Genomic DNA, 18,473 nt, shown 5'->3' with positions numbered 1-18,473 from the left:
AGACCGGGATGGAACAGCAGACGCCAACCATGAAAGACCGGCAGGCGGCGCTTCTCAGCGACGATCCCGGCCGTTTTGAGCCCGCCACCGCGTTTCGCGTCGCCCAGCTGGTTTCGGCGGATGACGGGATTGTCGTCGGCGCTCATGGCGGAACACAGCCGACCCCGCTGGCGATCAGCGGTTTCAACCACAAACGCGGCCAGGCCGAACTGAAATCCGCCTTCGCGCCCATTGTCGGGCCGCTCGGTTCGCTGCCGCCGGCCTATGGCGAATTGCTGCAGCGGGAAGAGCGCAATCGCTCCGGCGCGCTGGCGAGCTTCTTCAATCTGTTCGCCGCAAGGTTCAGCGAACTGTTCGTATCCGCGACGGAAAAATACCGCCTTGCAAGGGGATTGCGCTGGTCGGCCGATCAGAGGGAGAACGGTTTTCGCAAAACCCTGCTTGCACTCACCGGGTTCCGCACGGCCGGTCTGGTGGAAAAGGCAGGCGTGAGCGAAGATGCGCTCCTTAGGTTCAGCGGCCTTCTGGCCGGCCGCAACCGCAATGTCTCGGCCCTGACCTCCATGCTTTGTGAATTCACGGGACTTCCGGTGAATGTCGAACAGTTTCGCCGGCGATGGGTGGCTTTGCCGCTTCACGAACAAAGCCAGCTCGGACAGCCATCCGGGCTGAGGCTCGGACAGAACACGACGGCGGGAAGCGCTGTCGAAGATATGAGCGGCGGTTTCCGGATCGTGATCGGTCCCGTCGCCTACGCGGATTATCTGGCTCTGACGCCCGGATCGAAACGGCTTGCGGAGATATTTTCGCTGACACGCCTGTTCGTCGGAAGCGCCTTGCATTTCGATGTGCAGGTGATCCTGAAAAAGGAGGACATTCCCTTTTGCCGCCTCGGCCAGTCCGATGCCCCCGCCCGCCTCGGCTGGAATAGCTGGGCTCGCGTGGCGCCCGCAGAAAAAGACAGCGCCGATGCTGTGGTGACCGAGCGCGAAGGCTCGGCGGTTTCCGCGTGAGGGCATGGATATGAAGCTTGCACTCAAGGACACACGAAATATCGGAGCCGCAAGAGCCAGTCAGTGGAGCTTCGAGCGCGGCCGCCGCGTCATCGGCCGGTCTCGCGATTGCGACTGGCAGATCGATGACAATGAGCGGCGCGTTTCCAAGCTGCACTGCACGCTCAGCCGCGATGGCGAAGGTTTTACGATCCTTGACCAGAGCGCGAACGGCACGCTGGTCGATGGCCGCCTGCTGCTGGAAGGCGAAAGCGCGCGTCTGCGCGACGGTTCGCAAATCAACATTGGCGGGCAGGTTTTCCAGGTCGCCATCAGCGGCGATGCCGAGCTGGATTTTTCCGATCCCGACACTTCCCTGCGCATGAGTGACGAGCCGCTGACCATTTCGGCGATCCTTGCCGATATCGCCCCGAATGGCCGTTCGGCCGGCGGCGTGATGGGCAACACCGCCTCCGCCGACGACTGGTCCGAAACATGGCGCGAGGGCGCGAAGCGGAAGGCGAAATCCATTTCGCGAAATGTCGAGATCGGGTGGAGCGAACCGCCCGCGGCGCGCGGAATTGGCGCGGTTCTGCCTGATAACTGGGACGAGGAGCCGGTTGCGAGCAGCGAACACGAACATACCGACGCGCTGAACACGCCGGTGATGATCTCTCGTCCGGTTTCGGCCTCAGGTAACGAGGATTTCGACAGCGTTTTCCCGGAAGCAGACGAAGAGCTGACCCCAGAGGGCGCCTCGGCTGCGGACGCTTCGACCGCGCAGGAGATCGGCGATCTTCTGACCGCGCTGGAGCAGGAAAGCGCCGATTGTCTGGCCATTCTCGACATTGAAGGCGAGCGCACCGGCCACGGTTCGTCAGCCTCCCTGAGCGGGCGGGTGGAAACGCTCATCCGCCAGCAACGGCGGCTCGCCGCCTCTCTGGAAACCCTGATCCACGGCTGCACGCAAAAACTCGAGCCGAGGCTTCTCGAAGCATCCGTCGATGCCGGTAACGATCTTCGTGCCAAAATCGAGCGCCGCGACTGGCAGGGGCTGATCATGAAGACCGATTACTGGTCCGCTTACAAAAAGCAATTTGAGGAAAACGGCCGTCCATTGCCGGTCAGGCAGTTCCTGCAGCGGGCAGCACGCGGTGAGGCCGCGCCCACGCAGGAACCTGACGCGATAACGGCCGATGCAACGGGGGTAAACAACCACGATGAGACATGAGAACCGTGTTGCCTGGAGCGAGGGCATGTTTCTTCGCGTTCAGCATTTTCAGCAATCCGACCGATGGACCGAACGGCTGGTGCGCAACACCACGCGCAACCTCTCGCCCTACCCGTGGGGCATCGCCGAAATCGGCGTGGACCGTAGCGCGCTGTCGATAGGGCAATTCGCCCTGTCGAACCTGCGCGGCGTTCTTCCCGATGGAACGCCCTTCGAGGCGCCGGAGGATTCCGACCTGCCGCCGCCGCTCGATCTCGACGAAAGCGTCAAGAACGCCGTTATCTATCTCGCCCTGCCGGCCCGGCAGCCGGGCAAGGCCGACATGTCCGCCAGCGGCCGCAACGATGCGAACAATGTGCGCTTCACCGCCTCAAGCTATGAGGTCTCCGACACCAATATCGAGACGGATTTCGTGGCCCCCATCGATGTCGGCCGTCTCAGCCTGAAATTCCTGAAAACCGGCGACGATCTTTCCGGTTACGATCTCATCGGTCTTGCAAGGGTCATCGAGGTCCGCTCAGACCGCGCGGTCATTCTGGACCCGGATTTCATTCCTCCGAGCCTCAGCTGCGCGGCGGCACCCCGCCTCAACGAATTGCTGACGGAGCTTCTGGGAATCGTGCGCCACCGCGCCCAGGCGATTGCCGAACGCATCGGCGACCCGACGATCAGGGGAACGGCGGAAGTGGGCGATTATTTCCTGCTGCAAATCCTCAACCGGGCCGATCCGCTGCTGGCGCATCGCTGTGCCAACGCCACGCGTTTTCACCCAATCCGTTTTTACGAAGACTGCATCCAGCTTGCCGGCGAGCTTGCGACCTTCACCACGGACAAAAAACGCGCGACGGATTTCCCGCCCTATCGGCACGAGGACTTGAAAGCCACCTTCGGGGCGGTTTTTGACGATCTGCGCACATCGCTGTCAGCGGTCCTGGAACAGGCGGCCGTTGCGATCGAGCTGGTGGAGCGCCGCCACGGCGTCCGCGTCGGCACTATCCACGACCGCACGCTGCTGCGCGATGCCGGTTTCGTGCTTGCCGTGCGCGCGGATATGGCCGCCGAAGACATTCGCCGCCGCCTGCCGGCCCAGATCAAGGTCGGGCCGGTGGAGCGGATTTCCGAACTGGTCAACGTGGCGCTGCCCGGCATTCCCGTGCGCTCCCTGCCGGTCCTGCCGCGGCAATTGCCCTATCGGTCCGGCACCGTCTATTTCGAGATCGACACGCAATCACCCCTCTGGAAGCAGCTTGAGACCTCCGGCGCGATTGCCCTGCATCTGGCGGGCGAGTTCCCCGGGCTTGAGATGGAAATGTGGGCGTTACGCGAATGAGCAAGGAAAACCCCTCTTCCTGGCAGGATTTGCCAACGGTGGTCGAAATCACCGAGGAAAGCCGCAGACGCAACCAGAACGCCCGCAACATGGCGGCGATCCTCGAAGACATTGTCGAGACCGACGGGCCGGCCGGGCGACCGAAGGCAAGCGCGGCCGCCATGCCGGTTGATCAGCTGCTCTCCGGTTTCCATTTCGGCGGCGGCGATGTGCCGACGCTCGTGCAATCGGCCGCTCCCCTCCTCAACCTAGCGCATCTCCTGCGCTTCAGCGATGCGGAGCCAGATCCCGATCAGCTTCGCCGCGCCTGCATTGAGGCGATCACCCGCTATGAGCGCGATCTCGCTTCCGCCCGCATCAGCCCCGAGCGGGCAAGGGCGGCGCATTATGTCGTCTGCGCCACGGTGGATGATGTGGTTCTGAGCAAACCCTGGGGCGTGCGGGCAGGCTGGGCGCGCTCCGGCCTTGTCTCCACTTTCCACAACGATGTCACCGGCGGCGACCGGGTTTTCGACATTCTCGACCATTTCCATCAGTCGCCCGGCGCCAGCAAGGATCTACTGCTGCTGATCTATCTGTGCCTGTCGCTGGCTTTCGAAGGGCGCACCCGCGTTTCACCAAAGGGTGCACTGGAGCTTTCGCGCATCCGCGACAGCCTCTACAAGACGCTGATAGGCCAATACGGCACCTTCGAACGGGAGCTTTCGCCGCACTGGAAAGGCGTGGAAGCCCGCCATACGCCATTGCGCACGATGGCCGCGCTGTGGACCCTGCTGTCCCTGATGGCACTTGCCTTCGCGCTTGGTTATCTCTTCTTCACGCTGTCGCTCAACAACGCATCCGATGTCACTTTCGAGAGGCTCGCCCATCTGCCGCCGAACGAGACGCCGAGCGTGCTGATCGCAAGCCCGCCCCAGCCACCGGCGCAGGTCGAAACGCCGAAGGTCGTGGAACCGCCGAAGACGGTAGAGCCACGGCAACCCTCCCGGCTTGAAAAGCTGATGGCCTTCCTTCAGCCGGAAGTCGAAAAGAAGCTTGTCACGCTGGCGGATGTAAACGGGCGGCTGCGCATTCGCATCAACAATTCGGGACTGTTCTCCACCGGCAGCGCGGATGTCAGCCCGCAGTTCCGCGATCTCATCCAGCGCATCGGCGGTGCGCTTGCGGCTGAGAAATTCCGCGCCGTCGTCATCGGCTATACCGATACCGTGCCGATCAAGACGGTGGAGTTTCCGTCCAACTGGCACCTTTCCGAAGCCCGCGCCAAGGCGGTCGGGGACATTCTTTCACAATTTGCCGGCCCGGAAGCGATCCTGACGGAAGGCCGTGCCGACAGCGACCCGATCGCCGACAACAAAACGGAAGAAGGCCGCCAGATCAACCGCAGAACGGAAATCATGGTCCTGACCAATCCCGATGAAAAACTGAGCGACGCCGGCATTCTCTCGCCGACCATAGAGAACAGTTCGGGACAGCAGCCGCAAGAGGCACAGCCATGAATCCATTGAGCTATTTTTATACGATCCGATCCTATGTCGAGAGCTATGCCGCTCTCATCGGCCGCCGTTTCCTGTCGCTATTGTGGGTGGTCGCGCTCTGCATCGTCATCTGGTTTTACGGCTATCTGGTCGCGCTGGGCGATTTCAAGCCATTGGGAACGACGCAAGCCCGGCTCATCGCCATCGGCATCGTTCTCGCCATATGGCTGATCTATATCGCCGTCACCATTTATCGCGGGCGCAAGCAGGACAAAGAACTCGTCGACAGTATCGAGCGCGAAGCCCTGGCCAACCGCCAGGCCGAAGTCGGCGAGATCCAGATGCGTCTCAAGGAAGCGCTGGCGCTGCTGCGGCGGGTCACGAAAAAGCGTTTCGGTTATATTTACGACCTTCCCTGGTACGTGATCTTCGGCGCACCCGGCTCCGGCAAGACGACGGCGCTCACCAATTCCGGCCTGCAATTTCCACTTGGCGATGCGCTGGGCGAAAACGCGGTAAAGGGCATTGGCGGCACGCGCAACTGCAACTGGTGGTTCGCCGATGAGGCGATATTGATCGACACCGCCGGCCGTTACACCACGCAGGATGACCTCGATGGCTCATCCAAAGCCGGCTGGGAAGGTTTCCTCGGCCTTCTGAGACGCTATCGCCGGTCGCAGCCGATCAACGGCGCGCTGGTGACATTGTCCATCCCCGATCTTCTCACCCGCGATCCCGAGGAACAACGGCAGGAACTGCGCTCCATACGTCAGCGGCTTTCGGAACTGGACGAATATCTGCATGCCCGCGTTCCCGTCTATATCGTGCTGACCAAGGCCGATCTGCTGCATGGTTTCGTGGAGTTTTTCGACGGTTTCAACAAGACCGACCGCCAGCAGGTATGGGGCACCACCTTCAAGCTGGATGAGAGCTATACCGCCGAGAACCTGCCGCAACGCCTGACGGAAGAGTTCGAACTGCTGCAACAGCGGGTCGATGCGATGCTGATCGAGCGCCTGCAGCAGGAGCAGAATGCCGAGACGCGCGGGCGCATCTTCCGTTTCCCTGCCGAACTCGCGCGGTTGAAAGACCGGCTCCATGAGGCCCTGACCGAACTTTGCGCACGGTCTCCGCTGATCGAAGCCCCGCTTTTGCGTGGCGTTTATCTCGCTTCGGGAACGCAGCCGGAAACGGAAAGGTCTCCCGCAGCGGCCAGAACCCGCCGAAGCTACTTCCTGTCGCGGCTGTTCAAGGATGTCATCTTCCCCGAAGCCGCGCTGGTGATGCGCGACAAGCGCCTTTCCGGACGGCAATTGCTGGTGCGACGCATCGCCTATGGCGTATCGGCCGCCGCGGTCGCCATCGTCTTCACCGGCTGGATTTTCACCTATTTCGCCAATACGCAGGCGCTTGCCGAAGCGGATCGCAAACTTGGCGCTTATGAACAACTCGTTCAGGGCATTCCCGTGCGCGATGTTTCAGACGCCGATTTTCTCCGCATCCTTCCGGCGCTCGACAATCTGCGCGATGTCAATTCCGGCTTTGCCCGCGAGAGAGTGTGGAATGTCAGCTTCGGGCTCGATCAGGAAGACAAGATCGCCGGACGGCAGCGTGACGCCTATCAGCGCGCACTCAACGCCCTGCTCCTGCCGCGCATGATCGTGCAGCTCCAGAAACAGCTCAAGGACGAAAAGGATGTCACGCGCACCTTCAATTCGCTGAAGCTCTATGGAATGCTCGGCGGCATGGGTGCGCTGGACCCCGATTTCCTGACCGTGCAGACACACCAGATGTTCGCATCGCTCTATCCCGGCGATGGAAGGGCGGCGGCCAGAGAAGCGCTCGACCGGCATGCAAAAGCGCTTGCAGACGGCGTGCTCGCCCCGATTGAGCTAGACGCACGGCTCATCGCAACTGCCCGTGAAACCATCCGCAACCAGGCTGTCGGCACGCGCGCCTATGATATTCTCGCCGGTCTTCCGCAGGCGCGGGAACTGATGGAATGGACACCCGCCACGGCCTTCGGCCCGCTGGGAGAGCGCGCCTTCGAGCGGCGCAGCAAAGCGCCGATGGCGGAAGGCATCGAAGGTCTTTTCACGGCGGAAGGATATCGCAGCGTCGTCATTCCGCAGGTCGCCCATGCGGCGCGCATCGCACTTTCCGAAGGGTGGGTGCGCGGTTCCGATGATGCACTCCGGGGCGCAACGGTCGAGCAGGTGGCGCAGGCCGCGCTGCAAATCTATTTCGACCGTTTCGAGAAAAAATGGGCCGATACGCTGGCCGACCTTCGGGTCAAGCCGTCCCAGACCCTTGGCGACGCCGTGGAAACAACCCGCGCGCTTGCCAATGAACGCAATATCGTGGTGGAGGCTGCCAGATCGATCGCGGAGGCGACCGATCTGCGCCCCGGAGCAAACCCCGCCGCCCTCGCCTCCGCCGCTGAAGGCGACGCGACCGCAGCCGTTCTGGCCGCCACGGTAAACGCGGCCGATCCCTATGCGAGACTGCGGGACATGCTGGCGGCGAAGGGCGCGACCACAACGGGCGAGCAGGCCAATGGCGGCAAGGCCGGAGGCTCGCCATCGGAACAGTTGCTCGCGCATTTCAAGATGCTGAACGAGCAGCTTGCCCGCTCGGCGACCACCTCCGATGAAGTCGCCAAGGTGTTCGACGTGGATAGTCAACTCACCAAGGCCAATCAGGATCTGTTGCAGCAGGCCCGTGAATTGCCGGCGCCCCTCGATGTGTGGGTGGCGGGTGTGGCGGCGGATGTCGGCTCGCTTGCGGTCAAATCCGCCCGCAGCCGCATTGCCGAACTCTGGGCGGCCGATGCGGCATCGCTGTGCTCTTCCATCGTGACCGGGCGTTATCCTTTCGACAGGTCGTCTTCCCGCGATGTCGCCATCGCGGATTTCACCCGTCTCTTCGGGCCGACCGGGGTTTTCCAGTCGTTCTTCAAACAGCGCATGGAAGCCTTTGTCGACAAGACCACCAACCCCTGGAGCTGGAAAGGCACTTTCGGCGCCGCCGGCATTCCAAGCAGCGCCGTCGCCCAGTTCGAAAATGCCGACAAGATTTCGCGCGCCTTTTTCCCGAATGGCAGCGAGACGCCGGCGGTGTCGATCAATGTCAAACCCGTTTCGCTCACCAATGCCTCCAGCGCGGTGATGCTGGAAATCGAAGGCGAGCGGGTGGTTTATTATCACGGCCCCATTCAGGCAAAATCGATCACCTGGCCCTCGCGTGAAAACACGGCGAGCCTATCGCGCATCGCCTTCCAGCCGGGCGGCTGGCAGCAGGCGAAAACCGAAAACGGCGACTGGTCGCCATTCCGGCTGTTCGACGGCGCCGATATCGAAAACCAGTCGGGCGACCTGCTGCGGGTGCGATTTGCGAATGGCGCTCAAGCTGCCGAATTCGATATTCAGTTCGGCTCGGTTCTCAACCCGTTCAGGCTGGACGCCATCGCCGGCTTTGCCTGCCCCGCGCAATTTTAGCGGCGGGGCGGCGCACCGTTTTTTTAAGGAGGGGATCTATGATGAAAGCAACGACGAAAAGCACCGCGGTCAATAACGACTGATGGCCAATCAGGCATCGAGGCCCGCGGAAACCGCAGCGGAAAGCGACCGCATCGGCTTCTTCGGCAAGGTCCCCAGCCATGGCGACTTCATCTCCGATGGGCTTGAACGGGAGCTGATCGGGACATTTGACGACTGGATGCGATCCGGCCTGCACGCCTGCGCGGACCTGTTTTCAGGCCGATGGCCCGAAATATTTACGTCATCGCCGCCCATACGCTTCATCATCGAAAGCGGCATATGGGGAAACTGCGCCTATGCCGGCGTGCTGGTGCCCAGTGCAGACCGGGTGGGGCGCAAATATCCGCTTGCCATCATTGCCCAGCTCAATAGCTTCCGGAAACATCCGAGAACGCTCTATCTCGACGACACCTGGTTCATGGCCGCCGAGGCGCTGGCCGAAACATCCATGACGGGCGATTTCGACATGTCCCGGTTTAACACCTCCGTTAAAAAACTGCGCCTGCCGAAACCACGGGAAGAGGATGACGCGCCGGAAATGGTGCGCAGCCGCGTGCCGACCAGCCTCTGGTGGCGCATCGATCCCGTCAGCCGCCGCGCCCGCGGCCTCAAATTCGACGGCAAACCGAAAGCTTCCGATTTCCTGCGCCTCTTCAGCGACATGGCAGGCAAGGGCGAAGAGGACGGCTCGACACCCGTACAGGGGCAGGAAAGTGCGAAGCACAAAACTCCGCCCGTGATGACGCCCGCGCCCGCACCGGCAACCGAACAGCCGTCATCGGTCATCTACAGCTATGCCACGCACCCGGGAACACGGCTTTCCCTGAACGCGGATTCGCTTTTCGTTTCCCAGACCCCTGCCCTCTTCGCCATAGCAGATGGACAGGGAGACACGCACAGCGCCGTGGAAGCAGCGCGTCTGGCCACAAATATTCTTGCCGAGACGCCCGATGCCGAAAACCCCGAGGTGATGGCGCAGCAGATCAGGGGAAAGCTCGGCACCGTCAACAGCCTGCTTCTGTCCCGGCAAACCATGGGCGCCGACGGCAGGCCGATGGCGAGCGTCATCATTGCCTCCATTATCGGCCGCAGGTTGAGCGTCCTGTGGTCCGGCGACGCGCGCGCCTATCTCCTGAAAAACGGAACCATGCATCAGCTTTCGCGCGATCACGTCGTTGTCGGCATGAAAAGGCAGCTCTCGCAATGTGTCGGCCTTTCCCAGCAATTCCGGCCGGATATCGTCGGGGAAGACTGGGGGTCGCAGGACAGGTTGCTCCTATGCAGCTATCCGCTGGTACAAATCCTGAAGGAGCGGGCCATTGCCGAGATTGTCGGCAACACCCCGATCAAGGATTGCGCCAGCGCCCTGATCCAGGAAGCGCTGATCGAGGACGCACGCGAGAATGTCAGCGCCATCGTGATTGGAAACCGGCTTGAGCAAGGGTAAACAACCGGGCGACGGGCCTGCCTACCCGCAGGTCGCCGAGCGCTTTTCCGATCTGTGGCAAACCATCCGCCATGACGGCACGCGGGAAAGGCCCACCGAAGAACAGAAAGACCTGATCGATCAGGTCAGAAATGCGCTGGATCGGAAAATCTCGCATTTTTCCGACGCGAAACCCGACTGGATCGCCGACAGCTTTGCCCTTGAACGGATTGCCTACGAAAGCGAAAACACGCTGCTGCTGCAGGTGCGGCACCGCGATCTCGGCTCCCTTCACGCCCTGAAAACCACGCCGCCGGCGTTGAGAAACGACGCGGCGCTGCTGCAAAGATTACGCGAGGAGGCGCAGCTCGGCCTGACATTGCGCCATCCTTGCCTGGTGGAAACATCGGCGCTGCTGAGACTGGCCGATGGCCGGCCGGGCCTGTTGCAGCCGTGGTTCCAGCAATCATTGGCGTCGCTTGCATCGCAGCCGCCGGTTAGCGCGCCGCAGGCGATCACAATCCTTCGCCGCATGCTGGAAGGGCTGAGCGCCATGCATGCACGGGGATATGTCCACTGCGATGTCACGCCCGCCAATATTCTACTGGAGGACGGCGGTTTCGAAACGGGCAGACTTGGCGATTTCGGCATTGCGCTGGAGATTGGCCAAAAACACGCGGATCGGGGCATGAGCTTTGCCGCCTCGCGCGAATTTGCAGCACCGGAACGGATGCGCGACGCAACCGCAAAGCCGGATCAGGATATATTCTCCGTGGGGAGGCTTGCCCGGCGGCTTATCGCTATAGATGAGATGCGAACAACGCAAAGGCTGGCGGACTTTGCGGACGCCTGTTGCCAGGACGAACCCGCGTCGCGGCCGCAATCGGCGATGGAAGCGCTACAGCTTCTGTAGCGCCTCATTGGTCAGTTGCCGCTGCCGGGAAGCGGTGCTGCCGCCGTCGGCACGCTCTTCTGGAACACGGTCAGGAGCTTGGCCGAATCCACCAGCGGCGCGTTGCTGGCATAGAGCACATCGCCCTTCTGCATCTGGAAGAGCTGCATGAGGGCAATGCTGGAAGCATCGCGCATATTGACGTGATAAATCACCGGCCGCATGGTCGTGGCCGTCGCAACCGGGCCTTTCGCGCCCGATGCGGTTGCCGACGGCACCTGAATGATCTCGTTGCGGAAGACATAGACATTGCGCGCGTCCGCACGGTCATCCAGCAATCCGCCGGCGCGGCCGACAGCCTGCGCCAGCGTGAGTTTTCCGGCTTCGAACTGGAATTCGCCGGCGCTCTTGAAAGCGCCGAGCGCGGTGTAGCTCGCTGCATCGCCATCGATCATGATCTGATCGTCCGGTGACAGGCGGATATTCTGGCGGTCTTCCCGCATGACGCGGTCAAGCGGCGCGCTCGCCCTGTGCGAGCCGCGAACGACGGTAACCGTGGCAGCGCCCGGAGCGACGGTCGGGCCGCCGGCCTGATTGAGCGCGTCGAGCACCCGCTCCTGACGGGCGGTAAGCGTTATTTTTCCGGGGGTTTTCACCGCACCGCTCAGCATGACGGCGCTCGTCGGCTTGTCGACGACGGTGACGACGGCCTGCGGGTTCACGGCCGATCCCTTGAGCCCGGCAACGACCTGCGATTGCAGCCCCTCGGGCGTCGAATCCACCACCCTCTGTTTGCCGACGAAGGGGATATTCACCGATCCGCTCTGGTCCACCGTAAAGCGTCCGAGATTGAGCGTCTTGCTTTGCGTGGGGGAGAAAAGCCCGTCTTCGCCCGTATCGAGCACGGTGATGTCGATCACGTCGCCGCGACGCAATCTCTGGGCGTTGTAACCGGTGTTTCGAAGTGCTGTGAGGCCGGGGCCGGAGGCATTCTGCAGGCTTCCGGCGGAAACCGTGGCCGCCGGCGCATTCGCCAGCTCTATGACGGGGATTTTTTCGTTGGTTCGAGGGAAAGTCGCAGATCGGATATTGCCTGCGGTCGGTCCGTCAGATGGCTTTGCACATGCGCTCAAAAGAGCCACCAGCAAAACCGCCCCCAACTTTTTCATCCCTCATCCCCTTGATGATTCAACCTGACGCAGAGATAACATCCAGACACGTCATCGCAACAACTTTAGCGGTTGCAATTTAGCGAAAACTTGTCTTCCGGAGAAAAGGTGTGACCATTCCGCAACCTTTTCGGAAACGCCCGTCGCAAACCCCAACAATGTACCGATGAGAAATGACCGGTCCTCAGCGACTGGCACCGGCCCGTCGACATTCGATGGAACGGTTTTGCAGTCGAGGAGTTTGTTTTCTGCAAACCAAGACAGGAGCAAGAACAATGGATCACACCAATCACGTACGCCTGGTTGAAACCGAACTGACGCCCTCCGTTCTTGAAGGCGCCACCGTTTATGGTGCAGACGATCACAAGGTCGGCAAGGTGGATCATGTCCACGGCGTTGGGGCCGGCAGCACCGCCATCATCGATGTCGGCGGCTTTCTTGGTATCGGCGCAAAGCCGGTCGCAGTACCGCTCAGCGATCTTGATTTCATGCGGGATGAGGACGGCGATGTCCACGCGGTCACTTCATGGACCAAGGACCAGCTGAAGGACATGCCCGAGCATCGTCATTAACAGCGTTGTCATTCATTAAGAGGAGCGCCCGGCTGTTTGCCGGGCGTTCTTTTATTTCGGGCAGGCGTTTGCGCGTCAGACTTCCCCTACGCACATCAAACGGCGAGGAAACCGCCATCGACCGGCAATACGGCTCCGGAAATCATGCGGCTATCATCCGACAGGAGCAGCGCTATGCTTTGAGCCACCTCTTCCGCTTCGGCAAACCGGTTGAGCGGATGGCGAACCATCATCGGCTGGCTTTTCGCCGGATCGTTCCATGCTTCCGCGGCCAGTTCGGTGAGGGTGATGGTCGGTGCAACCGCGTTGACGCGGATGCCATGCGGGCCAAGCTCCTTGGCAAGAACGCGGGTTGCCCCTTCCAGCCCGGCCTTGGAGGCCGCGTAGCAGAGGTGATCCTGAAAACCGCGGTGACCGGCGATGGAGGTGATGTTGACGATGGCGCCGCCGCCGCCCTTTGCAACGCGGGCGCGGGCAAATTCCTGACATGCGACCAAAGCCGCGCGCAGGTTGATGCCGAGGACGGCTTCATAACCCGCATCGCTCATATCCAGTACGCTTTCGAGCACGTTGATGCCGGCGCTGTTGATCAGGAAATCGCAAGGGCCCGCTTCCTTCATGGCGGCGCGGGTGGCCGCGACATCGGCAAGATCGACGCGGATCGAACGGCCGCCGATTTCGCTTTTCAGGCTGTCGAGATCGGATTGCGTGCGGCTGATTGCAATCACTTCCGCGCCGCGCGCGGCCATCAACTGCGCACAGGCGCGGCCGATGCCTTTGCCTGCGCCGGTGATGATGACGGATTTTCCGGAAAACTGCATGGAACCCTCGTTATTTTGCGGCCGATGCGGCCGGATGATCTAAGCTTGTGACGCGGTTCAGGAGTGGCTGGCGGCGCGAATGGCGCGCGCTGCATTCTGCAACGCAAGAAAGGCGTCGTAGCGTGCCTGATGAACCTTCTGGAAAGCGGGATCGGGAGCCGCACAGCTGGCGATACGCGACATGGCGGGCATCGCCGCCATCAGGTCCGGATAGGTTCCGGCGGCAACCGCGCCGAGCATAGCCGAGCCGAGAAGGACGGGCTCCTCGCATTCAGTGAGTTCGACCGGGAATCCGGTCGCATCGGCCAGCAACTGCCGGGCAAGCGGATGGGCACCTGCGCCGCCGCTAACGCTGATGGTTTCCACCGGCGCACCGTTGCGGGCCTGCGTTTCGATGATCTGGCGAAGCCCGTAGCCGAGGCCGAGAAGCCCGGCCACATAGAGCGCGACGAGAGAATCCACACCCGTTTCCATGCCATAACCGGCGATGACGGCGCGGGCATGCGGATCGGCGAAGGGCGCGCGGTTGCCAAGAAACTCCGGCACCACATGAAAATCTTCAGCGATATCAGCGGCGGCAGAAGCGGATGCGGCAAGGCTGATGGCACGGTCCGCGAGCCATACCGGCAGGGCTTTGCCTTCCTTGTCGGCAAGCGCCTTCGCCTCGGCAAAGGCCGGGTGCAATTGCACCAGATAATCGATGGCCGCACCGGCAGCAGACTGGCCACCTTCATTGAGCCATGCGCCGGGAACCATCGCGGAATAATAAGGACCCCACACACCCGGCACAAAAGCGGGTTCGGCAGTGGTGGTCATGGTGCAGGAGGAAGTGCCGAAGACATAACCGAGGCATTTCGAAGCATCACCGCCGGCAGCCACAGTGCCGACACCGCCGGCATGGGCATCGATCAGGCCCGCCGCAACGGCGGTACCAGCAACCAGCCCCATAGCCTTTGCGGCATCTTCGGTTAGCCCAGCGCCCAGCGCCGTGCCGGGATGGACGACGCTTTCACCGATGCGGCGAAAGCCCTGCTCCGCCAAATCTCCAAGGCCGATCTTGGCGAAATATTCCGCATCCCAGCGGTTTTCGTGGGCGAGATAGGTCCATTTGCAGGTAACAGTGCAGGCAGAGCGATCAAGCGCGCCGGATGCCTTCCATGTCAGAAAATCCGTGAGATCGAAGAAGTGCTCGGCCCGGGAATAAATATCCGACCGGTTTTCCCGAAGCCACAGAAGCTTCGGCGTCTGCATTTCAGGAGAAATACGGCCGCCGACATATTTCAGGACGGCGTATTCGCCCGCATTGATGCGCTCCGCCTGTTCAACGGCACGGTGATCCATCCAGACGATGATATCGCGTTCGGGATGAGCGGCATCGCCAACCGGCAAGGTCTGATCGCCAGGGCCACGAACTACGAGTGAGCAGGTCGCGTCAAAACCGATACCGGCGACCTCAGCCGGATCGATACCAGCGCGCGAAACGCTTTCACGCACACTGTCGCAAACCGCCTGCCAGACCTCTGCGCTCGATTGCTCAGCAATGCCGCCATCTTCGCGATGCATGCTGATCGGGCGCTTGGCGGTGGCGAGAAGCTTGCCCGCGATATCGAAGACACCGGCCCGCGCCGAGCCGGTCCCGACATCGACACCAACGAGATAGGAAGCCATTTGCGATACTCCTCGGAGCGGATCATCCGGTGTTTGAACAGATTTGAGCGGCGGAACCGTTTTCGGTTTTCCCGCCGCTCGAGAGGTTTTTTAAACGCGGTCGAAGTTGGTCGGCAAGACCAGCATGTCGCGGATTGTGACGGTGCGCTTGCGCGTCAGCATGTAGACGACGGCATCGGCCACTTCGCTTGCATCGATGAGGCTGCCGGATTCCTTGGCTTTGCGGAGGTTTTCCTCCGGCCAGTCGGCCAGCAGTGCGGAAACGACGGGACCCGGAGAGACCTGCGCAACGCGCACGCCGTGCGGGATCATCTGGCGGCGCATGCCCTGCACGAAGCTGGTGATCGCCCATTTCGAGCCGGAATAGACCGGCTCCCAATAGGTCGGGAAGTGACCGGCAATCGAGCAGGTCACGATGATATCGCCGGTCTTGCGCTCCGACATGTGGGGTACGACGGCATGAACATTCTTCATGACGGCGTTGACGTTGAGATTGAGCATCTTGTCGATGGCTTCCGGCGTCGTCTCGGTTAGATCGCCGCCGATATAGGTGCCGGCGTTGCAGTAGAGAATGTCGATATGATCGACCTTCTTGAGGATCTCGAGGATCATCGCGTTGCAGCTGTCGGCATCGAGCAGATTGGTGACCTGCGGGATGGCGCGGTCGCCGAGCTTGGCGACCAGATCATTCAAGGCTTTCTCGTTCCAGTCGACCATGACCACGGTTGCGCCCTGTTCCAACAGAGCTTCCGTTGTGGCAAGCCCGATGCCGGATGCGGCGCCGGTGATGACCGCAATCTTGCCTTGCAGCGATTCAGACATTTAATTCTCCTGCTTTTATGAAGATGTTTACGGGCCGGCTTAGCGCCATTCGCGCCCGATATAGATGGCCAGCAGGATGATGCCGCCCTTGATGACATCCTGCAGATAGGGGTTGATGCCCATCAGGTTGAGGCCGTTGTTCAGAATGCCCAGCAGCACCGCGCCGATGAGCGTGCCGAGAATGAGACCTCTGCCGCCGGCAATCGCCGTGCCGCCAAGTACGACAGCTGCGATGGCATCAAGTTCGAAGCCGACACCGGCATTGGGCTGACCGCTCATCAGGCGGCCGGTGAGGATGAGCGCGGCAAAAGCGGCCGTCACACCCGAAATGCCATAGACGGCGAGCTTGACGCGCTGGGTCTTCACGCCCGAAAGACGGGCCGCCAACTCGTTTCCGCCGAGAGCATAAACGTGGCGACCAAACGCCGTGCGCTGCAACAGCACCCATGCCACCGCATAAATCACCACCATGATGATGACGGGAACCGGAACGATGCCGACGCGGCCGACGCCGAACCAGGAAATCCAGCTCGGAATACCGCTGACGGGATAGCCGCCGGAATAGATAAGGCCGAGGCCACGTGCCATGCCCATGGTGGCGAGCGTGACAATGATCGCCGGCATCTTGCCCCAGGCGACGAGCGCCCCGTTGAAGATGCCGATGCCGAGACCGATGAACAGGCCGGCCGGCAGGGCAATTGCAGGCGAGAGGCCGGTGTTCACCATCAGGCCCGCGGACAGCGTTCCGATCAGCGCCATGACAGCGCCGACCGACAGGTCGATGCCGCCTGTGAGGATGACGAAGGTCATGCCGACGGCGAGAATACCGACGACAGAAACCTGTCGCAGCACATTCATGATATTGTTAACGCTGAAGAAATTGTCGCTCGCAAGCCCCATGAGGATCGATACGACGATAAGACCCGCCAGCGGCAGGGCAAGCGGTGAGCGCAGCATGGCACTGAGACTGAAACCGCCCGTTTTCGCGGCAACGCCGGTGTTTGCATCAAGCGACATGTTCAACTCTCCCGGTGGTGGCGTTTGTCATTATTGTTTCTGAATTGATGTCGTCTCCCTCGACCGTGGCGACGATGCCGCCGGAGCGGAAGACGCAGACCCTGTCGGACATGCCGATCACTTCCGGCAGTTCCGAGGAGATCATGATGATCGAGTAACCCTTGGCGGCGAATTCGCGCATTAGCGAATAGATTTCCGCCTTAGCACCCACATCGATGCCGCGTGTCGGCTCATCGAAGATCAAGACACGCATATCGTGGTTCAGCCAGCGGGCAATGACGATCTTTTGTTGGTTGCCGCCGGACAAGGTATCGACACGTGCATAAGGCCCTTGTGCCTTCACCTGCACCTGCGCCATTGCTTTTGTCGTGTACTCCAGTTCCTTCTTGAGATCGAGGAACCAATGGGCCTTGCGGTATTTGCCGTAGTTGTTCAGCGAGATATTCTGCAGGATGGAGAAGCTGGTGATCAGTCCCTCTTCCTTTCGGCTTTCCGGCAGCAGGCCAATGCCGCGCATCAGCGCATCATCGGGGCCGGAAAAACGCGTCTCCACACCATCGAGCTTGATCTTGCGACGCGAGGCTGAATGCGCCCCGAGCATGGCGAGAACAGTTTCCGTACGGCCCGAGCCGACAAGCCCGGCAAAACCAAGAATTTCGCCCTTGCGCAGCGCGAAACGCGAGACAGGACCGCCCTTCTTCAGTTGCAGCTCTTCAACTTCGATCACCTTTGGGGCGGAAGGATCAAGTTGCGGCTTGGGCGGGAAGCTGGCCTCAATGCGCCGGCCGACCATCATCTCCACCAACCGATCGTTATCGACCTCCGAGGTCAGGCACGAGCCGATCAATTCGCCATCGCGCAGAACGGTAATGCGGTCGCAGATCTCGAATATTTCTTCGAGGTGGTGCGAAATGAAGATGATTGCCACGCCCTGACGGCGCAACTCACGCATGACCTTGAACAAATGTTCGGTCTCGGAAGGCGTCAGCGTGGCGGTCGGTTCGTCGAGCACGAGAATGCGGGCATCGAGCGACAGCGCCTTGGCGATTTCGACAAATTGCTGCTGGGCGACGGACAGGCGATGCACCGGCACGTCCAGCGGAACATCCACGGCGAGCCGGCCCATGATTTCGGCTGCGCGCTTGCGCATCGCGCCCTTGTTCAAAAGGCGCAGCGGCCCGCGAATTTCGCGGGCAAGGAACATGTTTTCAACGGCGTTGAGATAAGGGATCAGGCTGAATTCCTGAAACACGATGCCGACACCGGCGGCGATCGCCTCATCGTAATTGGCGAAGCGGCGATCCTTGCCGTCGATGCGGATCGTTCCCTCGGATGGCTGCAAAATGCCGCACAGGATTTTCATCAGCGTCGATTTGCCGGCGCCGTTTTCGCCCAGAAGCGCATGCACCTCGCCGGCGCGCGCCTCAAGGTCGACGCCACGCAGGACTTCGATCTTGCCAAAGCTTTTTCTTATTCCATTCAGTTCCAGCATTTCACCCTCCTCAATGGTCGGGAT

At 61.3% G+C, this 18,473-nt stretch carries 14 protein-coding genes; 8 read left to right on the top strand and 6 right to left on the bottom strand.

What is annotated here, in order from left to right; genetic code table 11:
* The first annotated feature begins 8 nt into the window (after positions 1 to 8).
* From tssG to PIB16_RS21300, 7 genes are all read left to right on the top strand, one after another.
* Complete coding sequence (tssG, locus tag PIB16_RS21330; protein ID WP_065654950.1) at positions 9 to 1,013, top strand: type VI secretion system baseplate subunit TssG; 1,005 nt, start codon at positions 9 to 11, stop codon at positions 1,011 to 1,013.
* A 4-nt stretch (positions 1,014 to 1,017) separates the two neighbouring features.
* Positions 1,018 to 2,223 (top strand): type VI secretion system-associated FHA domain protein, encoded by a 1,206-nt coding sequence (locus tag PIB16_RS21325; RefSeq protein ID WP_065654949.1) that lies wholly within the window; start codon positions 1,018 to 1,020, stop codon positions 2,221 to 2,223.
* Positions 2,213 to 3,553 (top strand): type VI secretion system baseplate subunit TssK, encoded by a 1,341-nt coding sequence (gene tssK, locus PIB16_RS21320; RefSeq protein WP_059761087.1) that lies wholly within the window; start codon positions 2,213 to 2,215, stop codon positions 3,551 to 3,553. The genes PIB16_RS21325 and tssK overlap by 11 nt, the downstream gene beginning before the upstream one ends.
* Positions 3,550 to 5,052 carry a type VI secretion system protein TssL, long form gene (gene tssL, locus PIB16_RS21315; RefSeq protein WP_065654948.1) on the top strand — a complete coding sequence of 501 codons (1,503 nt, stop codon included), beginning with the start codon at positions 3,550 to 3,552 and terminating at the stop codon, positions 5,050 to 5,052. Before tssK ends, tssL begins: the two co-directional genes overlap by 4 nt.
* Positions 5,049 to 8,528 carry a type VI secretion system membrane subunit TssM gene (gene tssM, locus PIB16_RS21310; protein ID WP_065654947.1) on the top strand — a complete coding sequence of 1,160 codons (3,480 nt, stop codon included), beginning with the start codon at positions 5,049 to 5,051 and terminating at the stop codon, positions 8,526 to 8,528. Before tssL ends, tssM begins: the two co-directional genes overlap by 4 nt.
* 82 nt (positions 8,529 to 8,610) lie before the next feature.
* On the top strand, positions 8,611 to 10,017 hold the full coding sequence (gene tagF, locus PIB16_RS21305) for a type VI secretion system-associated protein TagF (RefSeq protein ID WP_104679860.1): 1,407 nt from the start codon (positions 8,611 to 8,613) through the stop codon (positions 10,015 to 10,017).
* Positions 10,004 to 10,909, top strand: coding sequence for a protein kinase domain-containing protein (locus PIB16_RS21300; RefSeq protein WP_104679859.1), 906 nt, complete (start codon positions 10,004 to 10,006; stop codon positions 10,907 to 10,909). The genes tagF and PIB16_RS21300 overlap by 14 nt, the downstream gene beginning before the upstream one ends.
* An 11-nt stretch (positions 10,910 to 10,920) precedes the next feature.
* Here PIB16_RS21300 and PIB16_RS21295 read toward each other — a convergent pair whose 3' ends face one another.
* Complete coding sequence (locus PIB16_RS21295) at positions 10,921 to 12,057, bottom strand: polysaccharide biosynthesis/export family protein (RefSeq protein ID WP_104679858.1); 1,137 nt, start codon at positions 12,055 to 12,057, stop codon at positions 10,921 to 10,923.
* A 275-nt stretch (positions 12,058 to 12,332) separates the two neighbouring features.
* Here PIB16_RS21295 and PIB16_RS21290 point away from each other — a divergent pair, with 275 nt between their 5' ends.
* The gene (locus PIB16_RS21290) at positions 12,333 to 12,629 is read left to right on the top strand and encodes a PRC-barrel domain-containing protein (protein ID WP_003522015.1); all 297 of its coding nucleotides are present in this window, start codon (positions 12,333 to 12,335) and stop codon (positions 12,627 to 12,629) included.
* 95 nt (positions 12,630 to 12,724) lie between these two features.
* Here the strand turns inward: PIB16_RS21290 and PIB16_RS21285 are convergent, their stop codons facing one another.
* The 5 genes from PIB16_RS21285 to PIB16_RS21265 all read right to left on the bottom strand — a co-directional run bounded on the left by PIB16_RS21285 (position 12,725) and on the right by PIB16_RS21265 (position 18,449).
* Positions 12,725 to 13,450, bottom strand: a complete 726-nt coding sequence (locus PIB16_RS21285; RefSeq protein ID WP_271046311.1) for an SDR family oxidoreductase — start codon at positions 13,448 to 13,450, stop codon at positions 12,725 to 12,727.
* Positions 13,451 to 13,507: 57 nt separating this feature from the next.
* On the bottom strand, positions 13,508 to 15,118 hold the full coding sequence (locus PIB16_RS21280) for an FGGY-family carbohydrate kinase (RefSeq protein WP_271046310.1): 1,611 nt from the start codon (positions 15,116 to 15,118) through the stop codon (positions 13,508 to 13,510).
* Between the two features lie 90 nt (positions 15,119 to 15,208).
* On the bottom strand, positions 15,209 to 15,940 hold the full coding sequence (locus PIB16_RS21275) for an SDR family oxidoreductase (protein WP_271046309.1): 732 nt from the start codon (positions 15,938 to 15,940) through the stop codon (positions 15,209 to 15,211).
* Between the two features lie 39 nt (positions 15,941 to 15,979).
* The gene (locus tag PIB16_RS21270) at positions 15,980 to 16,957 is read right to left on the bottom strand and encodes an ABC transporter permease (RefSeq protein ID WP_003522011.1); all 978 of its coding nucleotides are present in this window, start codon (positions 16,955 to 16,957) and stop codon (positions 15,980 to 15,982) included.
* Positions 16,947 to 18,449, bottom strand: a complete 1,503-nt coding sequence (locus tag PIB16_RS21265; RefSeq protein ID WP_271046308.1) for a sugar ABC transporter ATP-binding protein — start codon at positions 18,447 to 18,449, stop codon at positions 16,947 to 16,949. Before PIB16_RS21265 ends, PIB16_RS21270 begins: the two co-directional genes overlap by 11 nt.
* Positions 18,450 to 18,473: the final 24 nt, after the last annotated feature.

Source organism: Agrobacterium sp. ST15.13.015 (genome assembly GCF_027871645.1).
GTDB classification, from domain to species: domain Bacteria; phylum Pseudomonadota; class Alphaproteobacteria; order Rhizobiales; family Rhizobiaceae; genus Agrobacterium; species Agrobacterium leguminum.
Note: the sequence above shows the minus strand (reverse complement) of the source record. Positions and strands in the feature narration are given on the sequence as shown.

Coding starts and splice junctions, on each gene's coding strand:
- tssG (WP_065654950.1), top strand. CDS start 9: ATGGAACAGCAGACGCCAACCATGAAAGACCGGCAGGCGGCGCTTCTC.
- tssL (WP_065654948.1), top strand. CDS start 3,550: ATGAGCAAGGAAAACCCCTCTTCCTGGCAGGATTTGCCAACGGTGGTC.
- PIB16_RS21265 (WP_271046308.1), bottom strand. CDS start 18,449: ATGCTGGAACTGAATGGAATAAGAAAAAGCTTTGGCAAGATCGAAGTC.
- tssK (WP_059761087.1), top strand. CDS start 2,213: ATGAGACATGAGAACCGTGTTGCCTGGAGCGAGGGCATGTTTCTTCGC.
- PIB16_RS21295 (WP_104679858.1), bottom strand. CDS start 12,057: ATGAAAAAGTTGGGGGCGGTTTTGCTGGTGGCTCTTTTGAGCGCATGT.
- PIB16_RS21280 (WP_271046310.1), bottom strand. CDS start 15,118: ATGGCTTCCTATCTCGTTGGTGTCGATGTCGGGACCGGCTCGGCGCGG.
- tagF (WP_104679860.1), top strand. CDS start 8,611: ATGGCCAATCAGGCATCGAGGCCCGCGGAAACCGCAGCGGAAAGCGAC.
- PIB16_RS21275 (WP_271046309.1), bottom strand. CDS start 15,940: ATGTCTGAATCGCTGCAAGGCAAGATTGCGGTCATCACCGGCGCCGCA.
- tssM (WP_065654947.1), top strand. CDS start 5,049: ATGAATCCATTGAGCTATTTTTATACGATCCGATCCTATGTCGAGAGC.
- PIB16_RS21285 (WP_271046311.1), bottom strand. CDS start 13,450: ATGCAGTTTTCCGGAAAATCCGTCATCATCACCGGCGCAGGCAAAGGC.
- PIB16_RS21325 (WP_065654949.1), top strand. CDS start 1,018: ATGGATATGAAGCTTGCACTCAAGGACACACGAAATATCGGAGCCGCA.
- PIB16_RS21290 (WP_003522015.1), top strand. CDS start 12,333: ATGGATCACACCAATCACGTACGCCTGGTTGAAACCGAACTGACGCCC.
- PIB16_RS21270 (WP_003522011.1), bottom strand. CDS start 16,957: ATGTCGCTTGATGCAAACACCGGCGTTGCCGCGAAAACGGGCGGTTTC.